Annotated in this window: 16 protein-coding genes and 1 pseudogene; 2 read left to right on the plus strand and 15 right to left on the minus strand. The window is 73.0% G+C overall.

The features are described from left to right. Positions 1-4: 4 nt before the first annotated feature. The 6 genes from ABZ842_RS01725 to ABZ842_RS01750 all read right to left on the minus strand — a co-directional run bounded on the left by ABZ842_RS01725 (position 5) and on the right by ABZ842_RS01750 (position 9363). Complete coding sequence (locus ABZ842_RS01725; RefSeq protein ID WP_361529844.1) at positions 5-3394, minus strand: PQQ-binding-like beta-propeller repeat protein; 3390 nt, start codon at positions 3392-3394, stop codon at positions 5-7. A 132-nt stretch (positions 3395-3526) separates the two neighbouring features. Next, on the minus strand, positions 3527-4249 hold the full coding sequence (locus ABZ842_RS01730) for a hypothetical protein (protein WP_361529847.1): 723 nt from the start codon (positions 4247-4249) through the stop codon (positions 3527-3529). Further along, a complete protein-coding gene (locus ABZ842_RS01735) occupies positions 4246-5709 on the minus strand; it encodes an AI-2E family transporter (RefSeq protein WP_361529850.1) in 1464 nt (487 codons plus the stop codon). The genes ABZ842_RS01730 and ABZ842_RS01735 overlap by 4 nt, the downstream gene beginning before the upstream one ends. 110 nt (positions 5710-5819) lie before the next feature. After that, positions 5820-6539 carry a transglycosylase SLT domain-containing protein gene (locus tag ABZ842_RS01740; RefSeq protein ID WP_361529853.1) on the minus strand — a complete coding sequence of 240 codons (720 nt, stop codon included), beginning with the start codon at positions 6537-6539 and terminating at the stop codon, positions 5820-5822. Positions 6540-6947: 408 nt separating this feature from the next. Further along, the gene (locus ABZ842_RS01745; protein WP_361529856.1) at positions 6948-8270 is read right to left on the minus strand and encodes a PhoH family protein; all 1323 of its coding nucleotides are present in this window, start codon (positions 8268-8270) and stop codon (positions 6948-6950) included. A gap of 331 nt (positions 8271-8601) precedes the next feature. Continuing rightward, positions 8602-9363 carry an isoprenyl transferase gene (locus ABZ842_RS01750; protein ID WP_361529859.1) on the minus strand — a complete coding sequence of 254 codons (762 nt, stop codon included), beginning with the start codon at positions 9361-9363 and terminating at the stop codon, positions 8602-8604. 255 nt (positions 9364-9618) lie between these two features. Between ABZ842_RS01750 and mgrA the strand changes: the two genes are divergently transcribed. Beyond that, positions 9619-10665 (plus strand): L-glyceraldehyde 3-phosphate reductase, encoded by a 1047-nt coding sequence (mgrA, locus tag ABZ842_RS01755; protein ID WP_361529862.1) that lies wholly within the window; start codon positions 9619-9621, stop codon positions 10663-10665. A 335-nt stretch (positions 10666-11000) separates the two neighbouring features. Here the strand turns inward: mgrA and ABZ842_RS01760 are convergent, their stop codons facing one another. The 3 genes from ABZ842_RS01760 to ABZ842_RS01770 form a co-directional block, all read right to left on the minus strand. Next, positions 11001-11357, minus strand: coding sequence for a helix-turn-helix domain-containing protein (locus ABZ842_RS01760; RefSeq protein WP_361529865.1), 357 nt, complete (start codon positions 11355-11357; stop codon positions 11001-11003). Between the two features lie 142 nt (positions 11358-11499). Next, the gene (locus ABZ842_RS01765; protein ID WP_361529868.1) at positions 11500-13092 is read right to left on the minus strand and encodes a DUF2079 domain-containing protein; all 1593 of its coding nucleotides are present in this window, start codon (positions 13090-13092) and stop codon (positions 11500-11502) included. A gap of 75 nt (positions 13093-13167) precedes the next feature. Further along, the gene (locus ABZ842_RS01770) at positions 13168-13920 is read right to left on the minus strand and encodes an A24 family peptidase (RefSeq protein WP_361529871.1); all 753 of its coding nucleotides are present in this window, start codon (positions 13918-13920) and stop codon (positions 13168-13170) included. Between the two features lie 85 nt (positions 13921-14005). Here ABZ842_RS01770 and ABZ842_RS01775 point away from each other — a divergent pair, with 85 nt between their 5' ends. After that, positions 14006-14386 carry a DUF192 domain-containing protein gene (locus ABZ842_RS01775; RefSeq protein ID WP_361529874.1) on the plus strand — a complete coding sequence of 127 codons (381 nt, stop codon included), beginning with the start codon at positions 14006-14008 and terminating at the stop codon, positions 14384-14386. Positions 14387-14857: 471 nt separating this feature from the next. On the opposite strand, the gene ABZ842_RS01780 is transcribed toward ABZ842_RS01775, so the two are convergent. The 6 genes and pseudogenes from ABZ842_RS01780 to ABZ842_RS01805 all read right to left on the minus strand — a co-directional run bounded on the left by ABZ842_RS01780 (position 14858) and on the right by ABZ842_RS01805 (position 20039). Then, positions 14858-16177 carry a hypothetical protein gene (locus ABZ842_RS01780; RefSeq protein ID WP_361529877.1) on the minus strand — a complete coding sequence of 440 codons (1320 nt, stop codon included), beginning with the start codon at positions 16175-16177 and terminating at the stop codon, positions 14858-14860. A 142-nt stretch (positions 16178-16319) separates the two neighbouring features. Further along, positions 16320-16964 (minus strand): OmpA family protein, encoded by a 645-nt coding sequence (locus ABZ842_RS01785; protein WP_361529880.1) that lies wholly within the window; start codon positions 16962-16964, stop codon positions 16320-16322. After that, positions 16961-17560 (minus strand): hypothetical protein, encoded by a 600-nt coding sequence (locus tag ABZ842_RS01790; protein WP_361529883.1) that lies wholly within the window; start codon positions 17558-17560, stop codon positions 16961-16963. The genes ABZ842_RS01785 and ABZ842_RS01790 overlap by 4 nt, the downstream gene beginning before the upstream one ends. Positions 17561-17621: 61 nt before the next feature. Next, positions 17622-18272 (minus strand): annotated as a pseudogene (locus tag ABZ842_RS01795) (pilus assembly protein TadG-related protein); the annotation flags it as partial. An 89-nt stretch (positions 18273-18361) separates the two neighbouring features. Next, positions 18362-18607, minus strand: a complete 246-nt coding sequence (locus ABZ842_RS01800; RefSeq protein ID WP_361530002.1) for a hypothetical protein — start codon at positions 18605-18607, stop codon at positions 18362-18364. 544 nt (positions 18608-19151) lie between these two features. Beyond that, on the minus strand, positions 19152-20039 hold the full coding sequence (locus tag ABZ842_RS01805; RefSeq protein ID WP_361530005.1) for a DUF5936 domain-containing protein: 888 nt from the start codon (positions 20037-20039) through the stop codon (positions 19152-19154). Positions 20040-20051: the final 12 nt, after the last annotated feature.

Consider the following 20051-nt stretch of genomic DNA (forward strand, 5'->3'; position numbering starts at 1 on the left):
GCCGTCAGCCGCGGCGGGCGGCCAGCGCGTGCACCGTGCCGTCCTCCGTGAGCGCGACGAGCAGGTCACCGCTCACGGCGAGCGCCGACGCGACTCCGGCGCCCAGGTCGTACGAGGCGAGCTGACGGCCCGTCGCCCGGTCCAGGACCAGCAGCCGGCCGTCCCACGTGCCGACGTAGACGTGCCGGTCGGTCACCAGCGGGTGCATGGCGGGCGATCCGTCCCCGACCGTGCAGCCCGCCGCCGCCCGCCACGGGTCGTCCAGCGGGCTCTCACCGCGCAGGTACCCCGTCCTCGTCTGCCACACCGGCTTCGACGGGTCGGCCGCCGCGGTGTCGTAGGCGCGCACGACGCCGTCGCGGCCCGCGACGTACGCCGTGGTGCCGTGCACCGCGGGACCGGTCAGCGGGGCGCGGCCCGGCTCGCAGACGCTGCCGCCGCCCGCCTTCGCCTCCCACCGCACGGCGCCGGTCTTCGGGTCGTGCCCGCGGGTGCCGTACGCGGTGTGGGTGACCAGCTCCCCGCCGTCGGCGGTCAGCGCGGGCGACGAGTGGCTGTCGATGTCGCCTGCGGTGTCCTTCACCCACAGCTGTCGACAGGTCGCGAGGTCCATCGCGAGAACGGTGTTGGACGAGGACGCGTGCAGGTACGCGGTGTTGCTGCCCGGCACCCGCACCGCCGTGCTGTGGCTCTGGCCCCAGGACGCCGCCGCGGAAAAGCCGCCGGGCAGCGGTTCGCCGGTGCGGGCGTCGCGGCAGCGCACCGCGTCCCAGTCCTGGTAGACGGCGACGGAACGGCCGGCCCCTGCGCCCTCGCCCGCGACGTCGAAGACGCTCACCGGCCCGCCCGCGCGGCCGTAGCGGCGCACGGTGTCCCCGGCCTTCGTCTCCCGGTCGACGCCCTCCCACGCCACCCGCCCGGTCTTCGCGTCCAGCGCGTAGATCCGGCCGACGCCGGTGGTCAGGTACACCCGTCCGCCGCTGAGCGTGGGCGCGGACTCCGCGTCGCCGTCGAGGTAGCTGCGCCACAGCTCGCGCCCGGACGTCAGGTCGTAGGCGAGGGCCATGCTGTACGGGGAGTCGAAGGCGCGCGAGGTGACGATCAGCCGGCCGTCGGCGACGACGGACCCGTTGAGGTTGAACTGCTCGCCGGTGTGCCGGATCCAGGCCGCGTCGAGCACCGCTCCCGGTGCGTCCTTCGACGCGGCGCCGCCGCTCTCGTCGCCGCCCTGGCGCAGCCAGTCCTGCCCGCCGCGGGGCTTCGCCAGGTCCTTGTCGGGCACGACGCGGAAGGTGGCGCGCCGGCGCGGGAACTCCTCGCCGCGGGTGTCGCGGATCCGGACCTGCGCGGTGTACGTCCCCGGGCGCAGCCCGGTCAGCTCGCCGCTCGCCCGCGTCCAGGCGCCGCGCGCGGCGGGGCAGGGCTCGGCCTTCGCGGCGCCCGGGGCCCGGTAGCAGTTCTCGATCCGGGGCCGGGCCGCGTTCGCACCGAAGCGGACGGTCTCGGTCCGTACGACCTTCTCGCGCCGGTCGCGCACGGTCACGGTCGCGGTGGCCGGGGTGCGGCCGTCGTCCTCCGCGTACACCTCCACGGGCACGCCCGCCTTCGCGCCGTGGACGGCGCCGTCGGCGGGGCTGACCAGCGCGGAGTCGTCGTCGACGTCGAACTGTCGGTGGACGCCCGCCACATGGCCGGTGTCCTCGTCCTTCTTCGTCCTCGGGTCGTCGGTGACGCCGCTGAAGTCGAGGACCTTGTAGTCGGGGCGGGCGCCGTCGATGCCGTACGTGCCCTGGTTGTTGACCTCGACGGAGCGTTGGAAGGCGCCGCGGCGGAACTCGGACTGCTGGTTGTGGCCGGCGGCCGTCATCCGCACGTCGTACTTGGCGAGTTCGTCGACGATGGGCTGCATGCCGGCGCCGGGGCCCCACTGGGTGAACAACGAGCGGTGCGCGAAGACGAGGACCTGCTTGCCGACCGCGTTGCGGGCGAGGTCCCGCTTGAGCCACTCCAACTGCGGCTTCAGCCCGCTGGAGTCGTAGTTGTCCTCCAGGACGACGACGTGCCGGCCGTTGCGGTCGAAGCTGTACCACTCGGGGCCGAGGTTGCGCCGGTAGTACTCCATGCTGCCGGCATAGCCCTTTTGTGCCCCGGCCGCGGTACCGCCGAAGTCGTGGTTGCCGATGACCGGGTAGAAGGGGTGGCCGAGGCGCCCCTGCTCCAGGCCCTTGCGGAAGAGGTCGTAGCCGCCCTGGCGGCGGGGTTCGGCCGCGTAGTCGGTGACGGTGAGGTCGCCGGTGGCGATCTGCATCGTGGCGCCGTCGACCTCGGACATGGCGCGGACCTGGCCGGTCCACTGCGGCAGGACCCGGCGGGCCTCGTCGTCGGTGCGGTTGCCGACCTCGGTGTCGGAGTTCATCACCCACGTCTCGGTGGGGTTCGCGGCGTTGCGGTCGGGGACGAGGGCGAAGTCCACGCCGCGCGCACCGGTCTCCGGCACCCGGTGGAAGAAGCGGGGGATCCAGTCCTCGCGCAGGACGGGGGTGTACCCGTCGGGCGAGACGACGTGGACGAGGTCGGTCTCGCGCCGCTCGGGGTCGATGGCGATGGTGTACGTGCCGTCGGCGCGGCTGGTGGCCCACGCCGCGCCGTCGGTGACGTCGACGCCGCCGATCGGGCGCTCGCCGCGGTCCCGCCTGCCGTTGCCGTTGGCGTCCTTGAAGACGGTGCCGGTGACGGTGACCGTGGCCGGTTCCGGCTCCGTGCCGGGGGCGGCGACGGCGGCTTGCGGTGCGAGGGAGGCGAGGGCGAGGGTTCCGACGGTCACGACGCGGACGCGGCGTCGGGCGGCCGGGTGCCCGCCGCGTACCAGCCGGGGCAGGAACCAGGCGGCGAGCAGCAGCGCGAGACCGGCCGCGGCGACGAGGGCGACGGCGGGCCAGGGGAAGACGGGCCGCTCGTGCGCGCCCCGGGCATCGACGAGCGGCGTCGCCGCGGTCGCGTCCGCGGTCGTGCCGTCGAACTCGCTGACGACCTGGGTGAGTCCGGCCGCTGCCAGCAGTGCGGTGAGGTCGAGGGAGGCGACCTCGCAGTCCCAGGTCAGCTCCACCACGACGCCGTCGTGGACGCCGCCGGCGTCGCCGGGGGTACCGGTTCCGGTGGCGGTGCAGCCCTCGGTCGGGGCGGTGAGCAGGCCCGCGGCCCAGGCGCCGGCCCGGTCGGCGGGCACGACGTCCCGGTGCACCACGAGCCGGCCGCTGCTGGTCGGGTCACCGCTGGTGACGACGAGTTCGGCCTGGTCGCGGGCGATGTGCGCGGCGGCTGGCTGGGCTGCGGGGCCCAACAGCAGGAGCAGCAGCCCGAGACAGAGCCCGGCGGCCGTACGTATGCGTCTCATAAGGCCGGACGCTAGCCAGCGAGCAGCCCTTTCCAGCCAAGGTCGAAACGACCTTCACCGCGGCGCCCGGAACTGTTCAATCAGGCCACCGGGATGTCATCTCCGCGTCGCCCGAACGGGGAGAGGGGTGCGTCACGCCCCGCTCTTCTTGAGTTCGGTCAGCAGTGCCCGCGCGTCCGCCACCAACAGGTCCCCGCTGTCGGCGAGGTCCGGCAGCGGCTCCGACTCCGGCTGTCCCGTCGGGCCCGGCGGCTCCGTCCGGTACATGTCGAGGGACATCCGCACCACCGCCTGCCCGTCGAGGACCTGGAGCGTGACGTGCCCGTCGCCCTTGATCAGATAGGCGCGTTCGCCGAGGTCCGGCACTTGCCGGGAGGTGCTGTGCATCATCTCGGACTCGGTGGCGACGACCCCGTCGAACTCCGGCCCCGGGTCGGTCTTCTTGTGCAGGACGTACACGGCGGACGCGCTGACGCTGAGGCCCGTCCCGGGGTCCTTCTCGGTGGAGGGGCCCTGGAAGAAGGCGTAGCAGGACGCCCGGTCCAGCGCCTCGTGCACGCGGGTGTCCGGCTCCCGCGACTGGACCTCGCCGTAGATCGCGGTCAGCGCCTTCAACTCGGTCTTGGGGCACAGGTCGTCGACGGTGCCGTACGGGCCGGTGCCCGGGCCGCCGTCTTCGGCGGCGTGGTACGCGTAGAGCCCGCCGGCCCACAGGGCGGAGGCGACGACGGCGCCGCCGAGCCCCCACAGCCAGGGGCGCAGCGGCGGGCGGCTGCGCGGTGCGGGCTCTTCCGGCAGCGGCACCTCGAAGGCGTGCCCGCCGTCGCCGCCGACGAGTTCGGGTTCGGAGATCATGCGCCTTCCTCCGTGGCGGGCCTGGTCGGGGCCGCGGTCGTCGGGGCGGCTGCTGCGCCGGCCGGAGCGGGGACCGCCCCAGGCGCGGCGGCGTCGGTGACGGATGCGGCGGGCGAGGCGCCGACCGCCGTCGAGCCGTGCGGCGGCGGGGCACCCCGCAGCGACTGTTCCTTGCCGTACGCCCGTAGGTAGCCCACGACCGTGTTGGTGACGGCCACCAGCGGCACGGCCACCACCGCTCCCCCGATGCCGGCGGTGATGCCGCCGACCGCGACCGCGAGGACGACGGCGAGCGGATGCACGCGTACGGCCCGGCCCAGGATGAAGGGTTGCAGGATGTGCCCTTCGATCTGCTGCACCGCGAGCACCACCGCGAGCACCAGCAGCGCGGTGAACACGCCCTGGGTGACCAGCGCGACGACGACCGCGAGGGCGCCCGAGATCACCGCGCCGACCAGCGGGATGAAGGCGAACAGGAAGATGAAGACGGCCAGCGGCACGGCCATCGGGACGTCGAGGAAGTAGATGCCGAGGCCGATGAAGATGGCGTCGATCAGGGCCACCAGCACCGTGCCGCGGACGTAGGCGGTGAGGGTGCGCCAGGCCCGCGGCCCGGCGCCCGCGACGCCCTCGCGGGCCTGCGCGGGCACCAGCTTGAGGAACCAGTTCCAGATCCGCTTGCCGTCGTACAGCAGGAAGAGCGTGGAGAACATCGCCAGCACCATGCCGGTCAGGATCTCCACCATCACGGTCACGCCCTGCAGGCCCGCGGAGGTGATCTCCTGGGTGTTGGAGCTGATGGTCTCGCTGAGGTTCTCCGCGATGTCGTTGATCTGGCTCTCGGTCACGTGGAAGGGGCTGTCGAGCAGCCACCGCTTCAGCTCTTCGATGCCGTCCCTGACCCGCTCGGAGAGCGTGTCCAGGTTCTCCATGACCTGCCACACCACGAACCAGCCGACCAGGCCCATCACCACGAACCCGGCGACGGCGGTCAGCGCGGTGGCCGGGCCGCGCGGCATGCCCCACCGCTTGAGCCGGGCCACGGTGGGCTGGAGCAGCGCCGTGATCAGCAGCGCCGAGGTGAAGGCCAGGACGACCAGCCGGACCTCGCTGATGACCCGCATCAACACCCAGAGGGTGCCGGCGATGACCAGCAGCCGCCAGCCGGCCTCTGCGGCGACCCGCATGCCCCACGGCACGGCGGAGACGGGGTCGGGGCGGGCGGGCACGGCGGGGGCGTACGCGACGGGCGCCGACCCGGCCTCGGACGCGGGCACGGCCCCAGGGTCGGTCTTCGCTGGTTCGGCCGCGCCGTCGGTGACGGCTGTCGAAGGGCCGGCCGTCTTCGCGGCGCCGGCGTCCCGTTCGGCCACTGCCTCGTCCCGTCGGGCGTCCAGCCGTTCCGACACCCGGGTCAGGCCGGCGCCCAACCCGGCGAGCCACCGTGGCAGTCGTGACATGTTTCCCCCCATGCTTCCCGGAGCCCCGGAACCGAGAACGCTACAACACGCGCGGAGCCCCTCACCGAAGGACGGTGAGGGGCTCCGTGGAGTTGAGCGCGCTGCCGGTCTCAGTACCAGCGGTTGGCCTGCCAGAACTGCCAGGCGCCGCAGGGGCTGTCGTACCGGTTGTTCATGTAGTTCAGGCCCCACTTGATCTGGGTGGCCGGGTTGGTCCGCCAGTCGGCGCCCGCGGAGGCCATCTTGGTGCCGGGCAGCGCCTGGACGAGCCCGTACGCACCGGAGGAGGGGTTCTGGGCGGTGTAGCGCCAGCCCGACTCCTTCTCCACGATGTTGCTGAAGCACTGGAACTGGTCCGCCGGAATCATCTGCCGGGCCATCTCCTTGACCTCGGCGATGCTGTACGAGGACTTGGCGGCGAAGCTGGAGGCGTCGCGCTGCTCGTCGCGGCTGGCCCGCTCCTTCGCCTCGCGCTCCTTCTTCTCCTTCGCCTCCTTCTCCTTCTTCGCCTGGGCGTCCGCTGCGGCCTTCTTCTCCTTGGCGGTCTCCGCCGCCTGGAGGCGCGCGGACTCCTCGACGGCCTTCTTCGCCGTCGACTCGGCTGCTGCGGCCTGCGCATGGGCCTGGTCGGCCAACGACAGGGACTGCACCTGGGCCTGCTGGCCCATGGGCACCTCTGCGAGGAGGGTCGTCGCGTCGGACGCGGTCGTCTCCAGGTTGTCCGAAGTGGACGGGGAGGAGTTGCCCGAGGCAACGCCGACGACGGCTCCGACGGTGGTGACCGCGGTGGCAGAGGCCACTGCGAATCCCCGGACCGAGATCCGGCTCACACGGTTTCCTTCCAGCATCGCCCGCACAGGTGACCCCGCGGGCGAATCGTGCCCCTGGCACGGGCCTCCGTTGGCGTGGGTCACAGGAGGCGCTGGCCCGTGGCCGGTTCCCGGTGTTTCACGGGAGCGGCCGGTCGATCTCTCGGGCGGCACACGACGGCAGGTGTGGAGTTGTGGGTGTTGCGGTGCACCACGAGTGGTACGGGTGTGCCGTGTGCGGGGCCTGACGGAAGCAAGACTTTGCCGGAACTCAACGCCGCAAGGCAATTCTCCGTTGCGTGTGAAAGCTCACATGTGCCCTGCGGCGAGTTTTTCCGCCGTTCGGCGGTACGGAACGACGCCGCCCCGCTAGGCTCTTGCGCCTTCGGCGGGACGGCGTCGCAGATGCACGCAGACCTGTCAGAACCGTCAGATCTGGCTGTCCTCCAGCATTTCGGTCACCAGTGCGGCGATCTGGGAGCGCTCCGAGCGGGTGAGCGTGACGTGGGCGAAGAGCGGATGGCCCTTCAACTTCTCCACCACGGCGACCACCCCGTCATACCGTCCGACGCGGAGGTTGTCCCGCTGGGCGACGTCGTGGGTGAGCACGACGCGGGAGTTGGCCCCGATCCGGGAGAGCACCGTCAGCAGCACGTTCCGCTCAAGGGACTGCGCTTCGTCGACGATGACGAAGGCGTCGTGCAGCGAACGGCCCCGGATGTGGGTGAGCGGCAGGACCTCCAACATCCCGCGCCCCAGCACCTCCTCGATGACCTCGCGGCCCGCGACGGCCGAGAGGGTGTCGAAGACGGCCTGCGCCCAGGGGCTCATCTTCTCGGCCTCGGTGCCGGGCAGATAGCCGAGTTCCTGGCCGCCGACCGCGTACAGGGGGCGGAAGACCATCACCTTCTCGTGCTGCCGGCGCTCCAGGACGGCCTCCAGGCCGGCGCAGAGCGCGAGCGCCGACTTGCCGGTGCCGGCCCGGCCGCCGAGCGAGACGATCCCGACATCCTGGTCCAGCAGCAGGTCCAGGGCGATGCGCTGTTCGGCGCTGCGGCCGTGGATGCCGAAGACGTCCCGGTCGCCACGGACCAGCCGGACGTTCCCCTCGGGGGTGACCCGACCGAGCGCCTTGCCGCGCTCGGACTGGAGGACGAGGCCGGTGTGGACGGGCAACTCGGCCGCCTCGGGCACGTACAGGCTGTCCTCGCCGTACAACAGGTCGACCTGGTCGGCGCTGAGCGTGAGCTCGGACATCCCGGTCCAGCCGGACTCGGTGATGGCCAGCTCCGCGCGGTACTCCTCGGCGAGGAGGCCGACGGAGGACGCCTTGATCCGCAGCGGCAGGTCCTTGGAGACGACGGTGACGTCGTACCCCTCGGCCTGGAGGTTGCGGGCGACGGCGAGGATCCGCGAGTCGTTGTCGCCGAGGCGGAAGCCGGCGGGGAGCACTCCGGGGTCGGAGTGGTTCAGCTCCACTCTCAGACAGCCGCCGAGGTCCCCCAGGGGGACGGGGGCGTCCAGGCGTCCGTTCCGGATGCGGTGCTCGTCGAGCAGGCGCAGGGCCTGGCGTGCGAAGTACCCCAGCTCCGGATGGTGCCTCTTGGCCTCCAGTTCGGCGATGACCACGATCGGGAGCACGACCTCGTGCTCGTCGAAGCGGGTGAGCGCGTTCGGATCGGCCAGCAGGACGCTGGTGTCGAGAACGTACGTGCGCCGGTCGGGCGTGCGGCGCTTGGTGCTGCTGTTCACCACGGAAGGACGTACCCCCTCGGAAGAGGTCGACGGTGCGATGCCGTCGCGGGCCAGGGTCCACCTGTCTCGGGTGTCAGGGGACCGCCCCCGCCGTCGGGCGGGGATGGGAGCCGGGCTTCGGGCCGCAGTGCGCGGGCCGAGCGCCGGCCCTCTCCGTGGTCCGCACGGCGGGTGCGTTCCGTCGAGTGCAAAGGGCCTCCCGGGCGGGCGGGTGGGCCGCCCACTGAGATACGACGTTCGTGGACCGGACGTCGACCTGGAAGGAATATGCCCTCGATCAAGCGCCGCCATGCCGGATCACCGGGCGACGCGTGGGTGAACAGTAAGTTCAGCCGCCGTAGCGGCGGTGGCGGGCGGCGTAGTCGCGCAGCGCGCGCAGGAAGTCGACCTTGCGGAAGGCGGGCCAGAAGACTTCGCAGAAGTAGTACTCGGAGTGGGCGCTCTGCCAGAGCATGAAGCCGGACAGGCGCTGCTCGCCGCTGGTGCGGATCACCAGGTCGGGGTCGGGCTGGCCGCGGGTGTAGAGGTGCTCCGAGATCAGGTCGATGCTGACGGTCTCGGCCAGTTCGTCGAAGCTGGCGCCCCGCTCCGCGGCGTCGAGCAGCAGGGAGCGGACCGCGTCGGCGATCTCCTGCCGGCCGCCGTAGCCGACGGCGACGTTCACGAGTATGCCGGTGTGGTCGAGGGTCGCCTGCTCGGCCTCCTTGACCACCGTCTGGGTGCGGGCCGGCAGCAGGTCGAGGGTGCCGACGTGGTGGACGCGCCAGCGGCCGTCGGCGGCGAGGTCCCGCACCGCCTGCTCGATGATGCCGAGCAGGGGGGTGAGCTCCTCCTCGGGCCGGTCGAAGTTGTCGGTGGACAGCATCCAGAGGGTGACGACTTCGACGTCGGTCTCGGCGCACCAGCCGAGCAGTTCCTGGATCTTGTTGGCGCCGGCCTTGTGTCCCTGTTCGGCGGTGCCGCCCGACGCCTTCGCCCAGCGCCGGTTGCCGTCGAGGATGACTCCGATGTGCTTGGGCACCTGGGAGTGGTCGAGTCGGCCTTCCACCCGGCGTGCGTAGAGCCTGTACACCAGGTCCCGCAAGTTCACAGAGTCCACCTCTCGGTCTTGATCGGGCTCACCGACCCGGTCCGGGGCTCGTCGGACCTGGGAGTCGGGGACCGCGGGGTCTCCCCTGGGTCCGTGCGTGGGCGACGCGCACCGGTCCCGGCCCGCGCCCGCGCGGGGGTGCCGCGGGGTGCGGCGTTCGGGCCGTGCGGCGATCCCCTGAAGGCGCCACAGTACTGCGCACGGGCCACCCCGGCCCAACCCGGTCTGTCACAAGTCCGTGATAAGGAGGGATACGTGACTGAATCCTCCGCACATCTGCCCTATCTCGCCGACGCCGATCGGTACGGGACCATGGAGTACCGGCGCAGCGGTCGCTCCGGGCTGAAGCTGCCCGCGGTCTCCCTCGGCCTCTGGCACAACTTCGGCGACGACCGCACGCTGGACTCCCAGCGGGCGATCCTGCGCCGCGCCTTCGACCTGGGGGTCACCCACTTCGACCTGGCGAACAACTACGGACCGCCGCCCGGCTCCGCCGAGCTGAACTTCGGCAAGATCTTCGCCCAAGACTTCGCTCGATACCGTGACGAACTGATTATTTCCACCAAAGCCGGATATTTGATGCACCCCGGTCCGTACGGCGAGTGGGGCTCCCGGAAGTACCTGCTGTCGTCGCTCGACGCGTCCTTGCGGCGGATGGGCCTGGACTACGTCGACGTCTTCTACTCGCACCGCTTCGACCCGGACACCCCGCTGGAAGAGACCATGGGCGCGCTCGCCTCGGCCGTCCAGCAGGGCAAGGCGCTGTACGTCGGCGTCTCGTCGTACAACGCGGCGCAGACCGCCGAGGCGGCCCGGCTGCTGAAGGAGATGGGCGTCCCGGCCCTGATCCACCAGCCGTCGTACTCGATGATCAACCGCTGGATCGAGGACGACGGGCTGCTCGACGCCCTGGAAGCGGCCGGCATGGGCTGCATCGCCTTCGTACCGCTGGCGCAGGGCCTGCTCACCGGGAAGTACCTCAAGGGCATCCCGGAGGGCTCGCGGGCCACCCAGGGCAAGTCCCTGGACCCGGATCTGCTGTCGACCGAGGTCGTCCGGCGTCTGAACGGTCTGAACGACATCGCGGCCGGCCGCGGCCAGTCGCTGGCGCAGCTGGCGCTGAGCTGGGTGCTGCGGGATCCGCGGATGACGTCGGCGCTGATCGGCGCGTCCAGCGTGGGCCAGCTGGAGGAGAACGTCGCGGCGCTGACCGGGGCGCCGCTGACGAAGGAGGAGTTGGCGGCGATCGACGAGTTCGCCGTGGACACCGAGGGCGCGAACATCTGGGCCCGTCGGGGCTGACGGCCCCTGATCCGCCCCGGGCCGGTGCCTGCGGGCGGAAAAGAAACCGGGCCGGTCCGTGGGGGGGGATACGGACCGGCCCGAGGGGGGGTTTCCACCATAACGCGTCGGGGGCGGTGTCCGGCGCCACGCCACGGGGCGCCCTGCCTGCGGTGTCGTCCCGCTTACTGCGAACGGCGGGGCGCACGCGGGCGCAGGGCCCGTGGTTGCTGGCGAGTGGGCCCAGGACAGCCCGGGTGCGGGTCGATGAGCCCCCCGAACGGGTGATCCCCCGAAGGGGGAAGGCGCAAAAGGCGGCGGGTTGACGCGTGTCGCGCGCGCCGCGCCGCGCGGGCTCACGCCACCTTCGGCTCTTCCTTGTTCGCCACGATCTGGTCCTTGTAGACCTCGCCCCAGAGCCCCAGCGGCACCAGTGCGGCGTTCAGGGACTCGCCCATGCCGGTGAGGGAGTACTCGACGCGGGGCGGCACCTCCCGGTACACCTCGCGGTGCACGACCCCGTCCGCCTCCAACTCCCTCAGTTGCTGGATGAGCACCTTCTCGCTGACGCCGTCGAGACTGCGGCGGAGGGCGCCGAAGCGCATGGGTGCGTGGGCGTGCAGGGCCCACAGGATGAGCGGCTTCCACTTGCCCCCGACGACGTCGACCGCGGCGTCGAGACCGCACTGGTACTCCGGCTTGCGACTGGCCACGTCGACTCCCCGTCAAAGCTGACTGCGTTCCCGTCCGGCCAGTACACCACGAACCCCCTGCGGCCCGGTGGTGGGCTTGTCGCGCAGGTGGGCCAACGGCGAGGTTGTCCGGGGGCGCGGCGCGGCGCGAAACGGCCGGGGGTCAGCGGTGCAAGGGCGCGGGGGACGGCGGGGGACCCAGCTTGAGGAGGGTCACGCCGTCCCGCTCCGCGACCTTGCGGTACCCGTAGCGGCGCTGCGCCACCTCCAGCTCCGCCGCCTGCTGCTCCGGCGGATACGGCCAGTGCCCCGCCTGATAGGGCCACGCGGGCGCCGGCCGGCTGTCGTGCACGATCCACTGCGCCGTGGGCCGCGGCAGTTGCGCCCGGTCGTACCGGTACAGCCGGGAGTGCACCGGAAAGGTGGGAAAGAGGACCACGTCGCAGCGCGAAGTGAGCTGCGGCACGAGCCGGTTGGTCGCCGCCACGGTCGCACCGTCCGGAATCCGCGCCAGCAGCTCCCGCGCCGCCTCGACGTGCGCCCCGGTCCGCCACGTCGCCCGCTGCGCCAGTTGCGCGAGGGGGAAGCTCGGCAGCAGCACCGCGGTGACGGCGAGCGCCGTCGCCAGGGACGCCCGTACGTGCCGGGCCGCCAGCGGGTGGTCCACGGCGCGCCAGCGGCGCAGCGCGTCGATCAGCCCGGCGGCCACGATCGGCATCAGGACGGCGCTGTAGTGGAAGGACGTGCCCCAGTGGAAGGCGTTCTGGGAGAGCATGCGCCAGGCCAGGGTCGGCACGGCGAGCAGCGCCAGCGGGGAGCGCAGCGCGAGCAGCGCGGAGGGCGCGAAGACCAGGATCAGGGTGGTCGCCTTGACGTCCGGGCGCAGCGCGTCGAGCGGGGCGAAGGCGATGGTGGTGAGCAGGGAGGCGTGGGCGCCCTCGCCGAGGTTCTCGCCGTGCGCGTAGCCGCCCGCCGGGTTGAACGCCGGCAGCAGCAGCTTGATCTCGACGACGAACGCGACGAGCCCGGCGAGCGCGGTGAGCAGCCCGAGCCGCCGCGGCCCCTTCCAGGCGACGTACGCGCCGAGCGCGGCGAGGGTGAGCCCGAGGTCCTCCTTGACCAGGACGAGGGGCGCGGCCCAGGCGACGGCGGCGCGGAAGCGGCCCTGGCCGAGTGCGACGACGGCGTACGCGATGAGCGGTACGGCGAGGGCGACCTCGTGGAAGTCGAAGGCGACGGCGGAGGAGACGCCCCAGCTGAGCCCGTAGGCGAGGGCGACGGCGTGGGCGGGCCGGCGGCCGAGGGCGCTCTGTGCCCAGCCGGCGAGCGGGACGACCGCGACGGCCAGCAGCGCGGCCTGGGCGAGCAGCAGCGTGATCGGGGAGGGCCAGATCCGGTAGAGCGGCGCGAGGACGGCGAGGGCGGGGTGGAAGTGGTCGCCGAGGAGGTTGAAGTCCTCGCCCCGCAAGGGGACCAGCGGCGGCTGGAGTTGGGCGTAGGCACGCACGGCCTGCTCGAAGATGCCGAGGTCGAAGCCGGTGGTGCGGATCAGCAGGTGACGGCGTACGGACACGGTCGCGTAGAGCGCGAAGAGCGCCGCGGCCCAGGCCCAGGGCAGCAGCGCGGCGGGGAAGCGGGCAGCGGGGCGGGAGTCGGGCTCCGGCGAGGGCGCGGGGATCCCGGGGACCGCGGGGGTGCGTGCGCGTGTGCGCAGCGCACCGCGCCACCCCACCCATCTGTCAGTAAATGTCCGCATGCATCCGGATGCTAAGGGCCTGCCCCGTGATCCCCGGCGAACCTGCGTACGCCGTGTGCCGCGTGCCGTACGGCGTCACGCGGGCGCGGCCAGGGCGCCCAACAGGACTCCCGTCAGCGCGCCCACGATCATGAACGGTCCGAACGGGATCGCCGTGCCGCGCCGGGCGCGCCCGGCGACCAGGAGGCCGAGCCCGTACGCCGAGCCGAACAGGAACCCGGCGAACGCGCCCGCGAGCAGCACCGTCCAGCCGTACCAGCCGAGGACCACGCCGAGCGAGAGCGCGAGTTTGACGTCGCCGAAGCCGAGGCCGTCGGGGTGGAGCAGGAACAGCAGGAGGTAGCCGCAGCCGAGGGCGAGCCCGCCGAGCAGCGCGGTGCTCCAGGAGCCGGCCGCGCCCGGCAGCGGCGACACCGCGCCGAGCAGCAGCGCGGACGCCCCGGCAAGCGGCAACGTCACCTGATCCGGCAGCCGGTGCACCCGCAGGTCCACCAGGGCGAGCAGCACCGCGAAGGGCGTCAGCAGCAGCCAGACGGCGAGTTCGGGCCGCGGGCCGGTCGCGGCGGCCAGGACGACGCACGCCAGCACGGTCGCCCCGGGGGCGCCCAGCACGACGGACCGGGCCTTGGGCCCGCACCCCGGCGGCCCGCACGAGGGCCCGCCGAGCCAGCCGGCCGCGGGGCCGGTGAAGCGGTGTCCGACCGGGCAGGCGTCGCGCCACGCCTGTTCGGGTTCCACGGCGAGCCGGAACGCGGCACGGGGCACCAACAGCCCCGCACCCGCGCCCCACAGGGCGGAGACGGCGATCAGGGAGGCGTACGACAACACGGCAGAGAGGTTAAGCCGGCGCGTGCGCGGGGGTCGTGCGCCCCGGCCACTTCCGGTCCGCCGGGCTGCCGCTACCGTCCCCTTCATGGGGCGAGGACGTCAATGGCGGTGCGGCACGGGCACGTTGCGGGTGCCGGGGGGCGAGGCGGGCGGGGTCGCGGTGGAGATCGCCGCGTCGTACGGCACGCGGCGGCGCGGTCTGCTGGGGCGGGACGGCATCGCCGGTGCGCTGCTGCTGACCCGGTGCAACTGCGTCCACACCCTGGGGATGCGCTTCGCGATCGACGTGGCCTATCTCGACCGGGAGCTGCGCGTCGTCGATCTGCACACGCTCGTCCCGGGCCGGCTGGCGCGCCCTCGGCTGCGGGCGCGGCACGTCCTTGAGGCGCGGGCGGGCGCGTTCGCCGAGTGGGGCGTCGTGGTCGACGCCGTCCTCACCGTGTCCACGACGCCCGACGACTCGTAGGCCGCGCCTCGCCGTGCGGCGGGCTGTGTTGCGGCGTCTGCGGCCCGTCTGTGGCTTGTCGCGCAGTTCCTCCCCCTGTGCCCTGCGGGCACGGGGCCACCCCACCTACGCCTCAGAGGGCGTGGGGGACCCCCAGCGCCCCAAACACCCTCGCCGTCTCCCTCCGGGAATCATGACCACCGCGGCCCGGTGGTGGGCTTGTCGCGCAGTTCCCCGCGCCCCTGTTTCGCTTCCCCTGCGATTCACCTGCAGGCCGAGGAGTTTGGGGCGGCGGGGGTCCGCCACGCCCTCTGGGCGTGGGTGGAGTGCCCCCGTGCCCACAGGGCACAGGGGGAGGAACTGCACGATCAGCCCACCGCCGGGCCGCAGGTGACCGACGAGGAGGGCGAAACCGGGGTGCGAGGAACTGCACGGCAGCCACAGACGGGCCGCAGACGCCGCAGACAGAGCCCGCCGCACGGCGGGAGCGCGTCAGGGGTTCCAGGGGGTGGGGGGCGTCGTGGAGCGGGAGCGGCGGGACACCGCCGTCCAGGCGGCGAGGCCGAGCACCAGCGCCGAGCCGAGGCCGATGCCCGAGTAGCCGACGATCCGCATCGTGGCGCTGCGGTCGGCGTCGCCCGCGGGGCCGCCGGCGCGGGCGCCCAGCCGGTCGCCGGGGGTGACGCCGAAGCCCGCGGCCAGCGGGTCGCCGTCGTACGGCGGGGCCTCGGCGGGCTCGCCCTCGATGCCGACGCCGAGGGTCAGCGGGACGGGGGCGGCGACGTCGCGGGCGAGCGAGACGCGGACGTAGTACCAGCCGGAGAAGCGCATCGCCCCGACCTCGTTGCGGCTGACGACGCGGTTGTCGAAGGCGGCGGGGGCGGTGTCGAGGGTGACGGAGCGGTCCGGGTGGTCCGCGTCCACGCTCTCGACGAAGCCGCGCGCGGTGTTGTAGAGCGCGATCTGCACCCCGTCGGGCACCTTCTCCCCGTCGCGGGGGCTGTCGCTGCCGTCGCCGTCCCGGCCGCCGTAGCCGAACGTCGCATCGAGGAAGAGGCGTTGTCCCCAGTCGAGCGGCACCTTGTAGTAGTGGCTGTCGCCGGGGTTCAGCACGTCGCGCCAGCGGCCGTGCCCGATGGCGCGGGCGTCGTTGAAGCCGGTGCCGCCCTCAGCTCCCTTCGGCGCGCCCTGCGGCGGCTGCGGGGTGCGGCCCTGGCCGGGGCCCTCGGCGGACGGCGCCGAACTGCCCGCCTTCAGGCCGGGCTCCAGCATGAACCTGATCTCGACGGGCCACTTCCGCGCGCCGGAGCCCGCCCCGATCGCCTCGACCGTGAAGACGTACTCCCCCTCGGCCTGGCACTTGCGGCCGGGGGCGATCCGGCGCGTCGCGTAGTCGGCGACGGGCCGGGGCGTGTTGCCGCCGAACGTCACGTCCGTGACGTCGCTGCACTGCGTGCCGCCCGCGTCCACCAGCTCGATCCGCATGCCGTCGGTCGCCGCGACCGTATCACCGGGCGGCGGCGCGAGCACGGCGGACACATAGGCGTTGGAGCGGTCGTCGAGGCGGACGCGGTAGTGCTTGCGCTCCCCTGCCGGGAGGGCGTCGGTGTACGTCCCCGGGCTCAGCGACGGCGCGCGGTCGCCCGAAGCGGCGCCCGTCACGGCGCGCGCGCCGTCGGCCGTCTCGTACGGCCTCGCCGGCCAGTCGGGCCCGTCCGCGGCGGCTGCCGGCGGCGCGGACTGCGCCAGGACCTGCGCGGTGGCGAGGACGAGACAGACTCCGGCCCCGACCGCACGCACGACCTGCCCCATCCGTCCGCTCCCCCTCGGCCCGCCGGGGCCGCACCCGGTCGACCCGCGCGGTCGACGACCGGCCGCAGCGTACTGCGGCCGGTCCGCCGGGCGGACGACGGGTGGGGTGATCGGTGTGCTGACGAAGGAAGCTGACACGGTCTCAGGCAGGGTCCCCGCCGGCGCCCGTGGGGAAGGTGACCTCGACCCGGCGGTTCTTGCGGCGGCCCTCTTCCGTCCCGTTGTCGGCGATCGGGTAGTCCTCGCTGTAGCCGCGCACGTCGTATCTGATGCCCGGATCGTTCAGCTCGCCGCTCAGCAGGTCGTGCACGGCGTCGGCGCGCTCCTTGGAGAGCACCTTGCCGTGCTCGTACGTGCCGAGGTCGTCCGTGAAGCCGAACACCCGCACCGCCGACGGCTTGTGCTTCTTGACCTCCGCGGCGATCGCGGCGACCCGGCTGTTGGCCTGCGGGGTGAGCTTCGCGCTGTTCTTGCCGAACAGCACCTCGGCCTGGAGCGCGAACGTCAGCGAGGTCGTGGTCTCCTCGCGGCGCTCCTCGCCGCCCTCGGTCTCCACGATGGAGACGATGTCCAGCACGCGCGCGTCCGCGAGGGTGGCGCCCTCGCGCATCCGCAGCCCGGGGTCCTTGCGGTCGACCGGTGGCGGCGTCGCGTCGGGCTCGGTGCCGGGCGGGGCGCTGGGGCCGCCGTCGGCGGAGGCGGCCGGCGCGGCGGTCAGTTGCACCCCGGTGACCAGGACCAGCACGGCGAGGGAGGCCGCGAGGGGGTGGCGGTGGCCGCGCGTCATGACAGCCCGATCGTGACGGTCGGCATCAGCGGGATCTGCACGTCGACGGCCTTCGTGCCCTCGGGCGGCGCGGGGAACTGGGCGAAGAAGTCGATGCTCTGGCCGGACTGCATGGTCGTCAGGCCGGTGGTGGTGAGCGGGTACCCGTCGGTGTCGCGCAGGACGTAGTAGCGCTTCTTGCCGGTCTTGTCGACGAGCGTCATCCCGGCGAACGAGGGGCCGGTCTGGCTGACCTTGGTCTCCTGGCCGTTCCACTGGAGCGGCGGGAACTGGCTCTTGCCGCTGGTGTTCTTCAGGACGCCCTCGACGGTCAGGAACCCGCCGCTGTCGCGCTCCGCGGTGCGGATGGTGATCTGGAAGCCGTTGGAGCCGTTGATCGTCGCCAGGGGCTCGGAGGACTGGGGCTCGGCGCTGCCGCCGCCCTTGGGTCCGTCCGTCGACCCGTCCGCCGGCGTCGACGCCTTCGGCGCGTCCTTGGCGCCCTTCGCGTCGTCGTCGCCCCCGCCCCCGCACGCGGCCAGGGAGAACGAGAGGGCCACCGCCACCAGGGCGGCCGGGACCCCTCTGCGGGTCTTCGCTCCGTGCCGGGTACTCATCTCAGTGCTGTTCCTTTGCGTCGGTCGCGTGCGTCGGTCGCGGAAGGTCAGTCGCGGAAGGTCAGTCCTCGGCCAGCCGTACGGCGAGGAGGTCGGAGATCTCGGGCAGGCCGTCGGGCTCGTCCGGGTCGAGCTCGAAGGACTGGCCGTCGCAGCGGAGTTCGCCGAGGGAGGGCGCGTCGTCGTCTTCGCCCGGGGGTGCGCTGCTCTCCGCCGGGTCGGGCGGCTGCGGATCGTCGGAGCCGCCGGGGCTCGCGGGAGCTTCGGGGGTGGGCGCGGGGTCGAAGTCGCACTGCGGCTCCACGACGGCCGTTGCGGTGGCCTCGGCGTGGTCGTTCTCGGTGCCCGGCAGGACGGTGTCCCCGACCGGGTTCACCGCCCGGACCCGTACGGTGAAGCCCCAGCGGCCGTCGGCGAGCCGGCCGCAACTCACCACCGTGGCCTCGTTCTCGCCGGCCAGCCGGGCGGCCACGGCGCACGCCGCGCCGCTCTCGCCCGACGCTTCACCGGTCAGCAGCCGGCGCAGGAAGTCGACGTCGACGGGGGGCGCCCACAGGTCCTCGCCCAGCAGGTCCCGGGACTCCTGCGCCGCGGCGAGGGCGGCGGCGTCGGCGGCCGACTGGGCGCCGTTGCGCGCGGCACCCGCCTGGCCGACGGCGAAGAACGCGAGGGCGGCGAAGAGGACCAGCGCCACCATCGCGATGTAGAGGGGGGCCGCCTGGCCCTCCTCGCGACCGCGACCGCGTCCGCGTCCGCGACCGTCGCGGGGGACGCCGGGAACGCGGACGCCGGGCCGGCGCGCTACTTCCCGCCGCCCGTGTTCAGGACGTCCGCCACCTTGTTCTTGAGGCCCGTGGCGATGTCGTTGGCCACGCCCGAGCCCACGATCGCGGCGATGATCAGCGCCACCAGCACGATCACCCCGACGTACTCCACCGCGCCCTGTCCCCGGTCGCCGCGCTCCCGCATCGCGCGCGCCGTCGCCGCCGTCCACGTCCCGATGTACACCCGGGCCCTGACCACGGCCTTCAGCGTCACGTTCGACATCGTCTTCCCCTTCGGCGCCGACGGCCCGATGCCCGTCGGGGTCGTACCGGTCTCTGGCGCCACCCGTCGTGACGACTCCCTCGCGGTACGTACGGATGGCAGCGTCTGCACTGTATGCCGAGGCGCGGCGGAAACGAATAGGTCCCAGGGCCCAACGTCGGGCAGGAAGGGGGAGTTGATCCGCAAAGGGGTGGTTTCGCTCGTCGACTTCGTGACCGCAGGAGGGTGGCGCGCCGCACGGGCGTTCGCCCGCCGCGCTCCGGTGTTCGTTCGTCATGGGCCGACCTCCTGCACCTGCCGGGCCCCGTGCGACCGGTCAAGCACCACGGGCCCGGGTTCCGTGCTCGAATGTCCCACATTCGATTGCGAAAGCGAAGGCCGTCCGACGAACTCGACGACCCCGGCTGGTGCCTGTCTGAAGTCCGGGTGTTGGTGCAGCACGGCGGCTGCCTCCTCTCGGCAGGGGCTCGGCGGGCAGGGCGGGGCGTTCGCGTACGGAACCGCCGGTCGGGCGCGGTGGCGAAGGTCGTCGGGGGGATCCGGCTCAGCCGCCGAGCACGTCCCCCAGGTCCACCCCCGACCCGTAGTAGAAGCTCATGACGATCAGGATCATGGTGGCGGGCAGCATGACCAGGGTGACCACGAGCGTGGACTTGGGGACGGCCTTGGCCGCCTCCCGGCGCGCGCTCTGCGCGTCGGTGCGGCGCATGTCGGTGGCGATCTGGATCAGGGTGTCCACGATCGGCGCGCCCAACTCCTCGCCCTGCTGGAGCGCGGTGACGAACATGGAGACCTGCTCGGAGTCGTTGCGCCGGCGCAGTTGGTCGAAGGCGTCGCGGCGGCTGACGCCCATGTCCATCTGGCGCAGCGTGATGCGGACCTCGTCGGACCAGGGGCCCTCGTACTTCTCCGCGACCCGCTCCAGCGCCTGGCGGAAGCCGAGGCCGGCGGAGACGACGACGGCGAGGACGTCGAGGAAGTCGGGGAGGGTGCGTTCGATGTCGGCGCGGCGGCGGCGGATCGCGGCGCGGATGACGACGTCGGTCCACACCAGCCCGAAGGCCAGGGCCGCGATCGCCACCAGGAACTGGCCGCGCAGCAGCATGGAGAACGCGGCGAGGACGCCGAGGACCCCGTACACGGCGCGTCGGGCGGCGTAGCGGTCCACGGTCATGCCGCCGGGGTTGCCCGCCATGTCGAGCCGGCGGCGCAGCGCGTCCACCCGCTTGGGGCCCATGGCGCCGAGCACGGCGGGGGCGTAGCGCATGCCGAGCCGGTCCAGGCCGGAGCCGACGGCGCTGGTGCGGCTGGCGCCGACCTCCAGGGCGAGGGCCAGGTCCCCGGGGAGCTTGGCGTCGGCGCGGTACATCCGGACGCCGTGGAAGATGCCGTACACGGAGAGTCCGAGGACGAGGGCGAGGAGGAGCGAGATCATCGGGTGGTC

It is taken from the genome of Streptomyces sp. NPDC047315, from assembly GCF_040643215.1.
Lineage (GTDB): Bacteria > Actinomycetota > Actinomycetes > Streptomycetales > Streptomycetaceae > Streptomyces.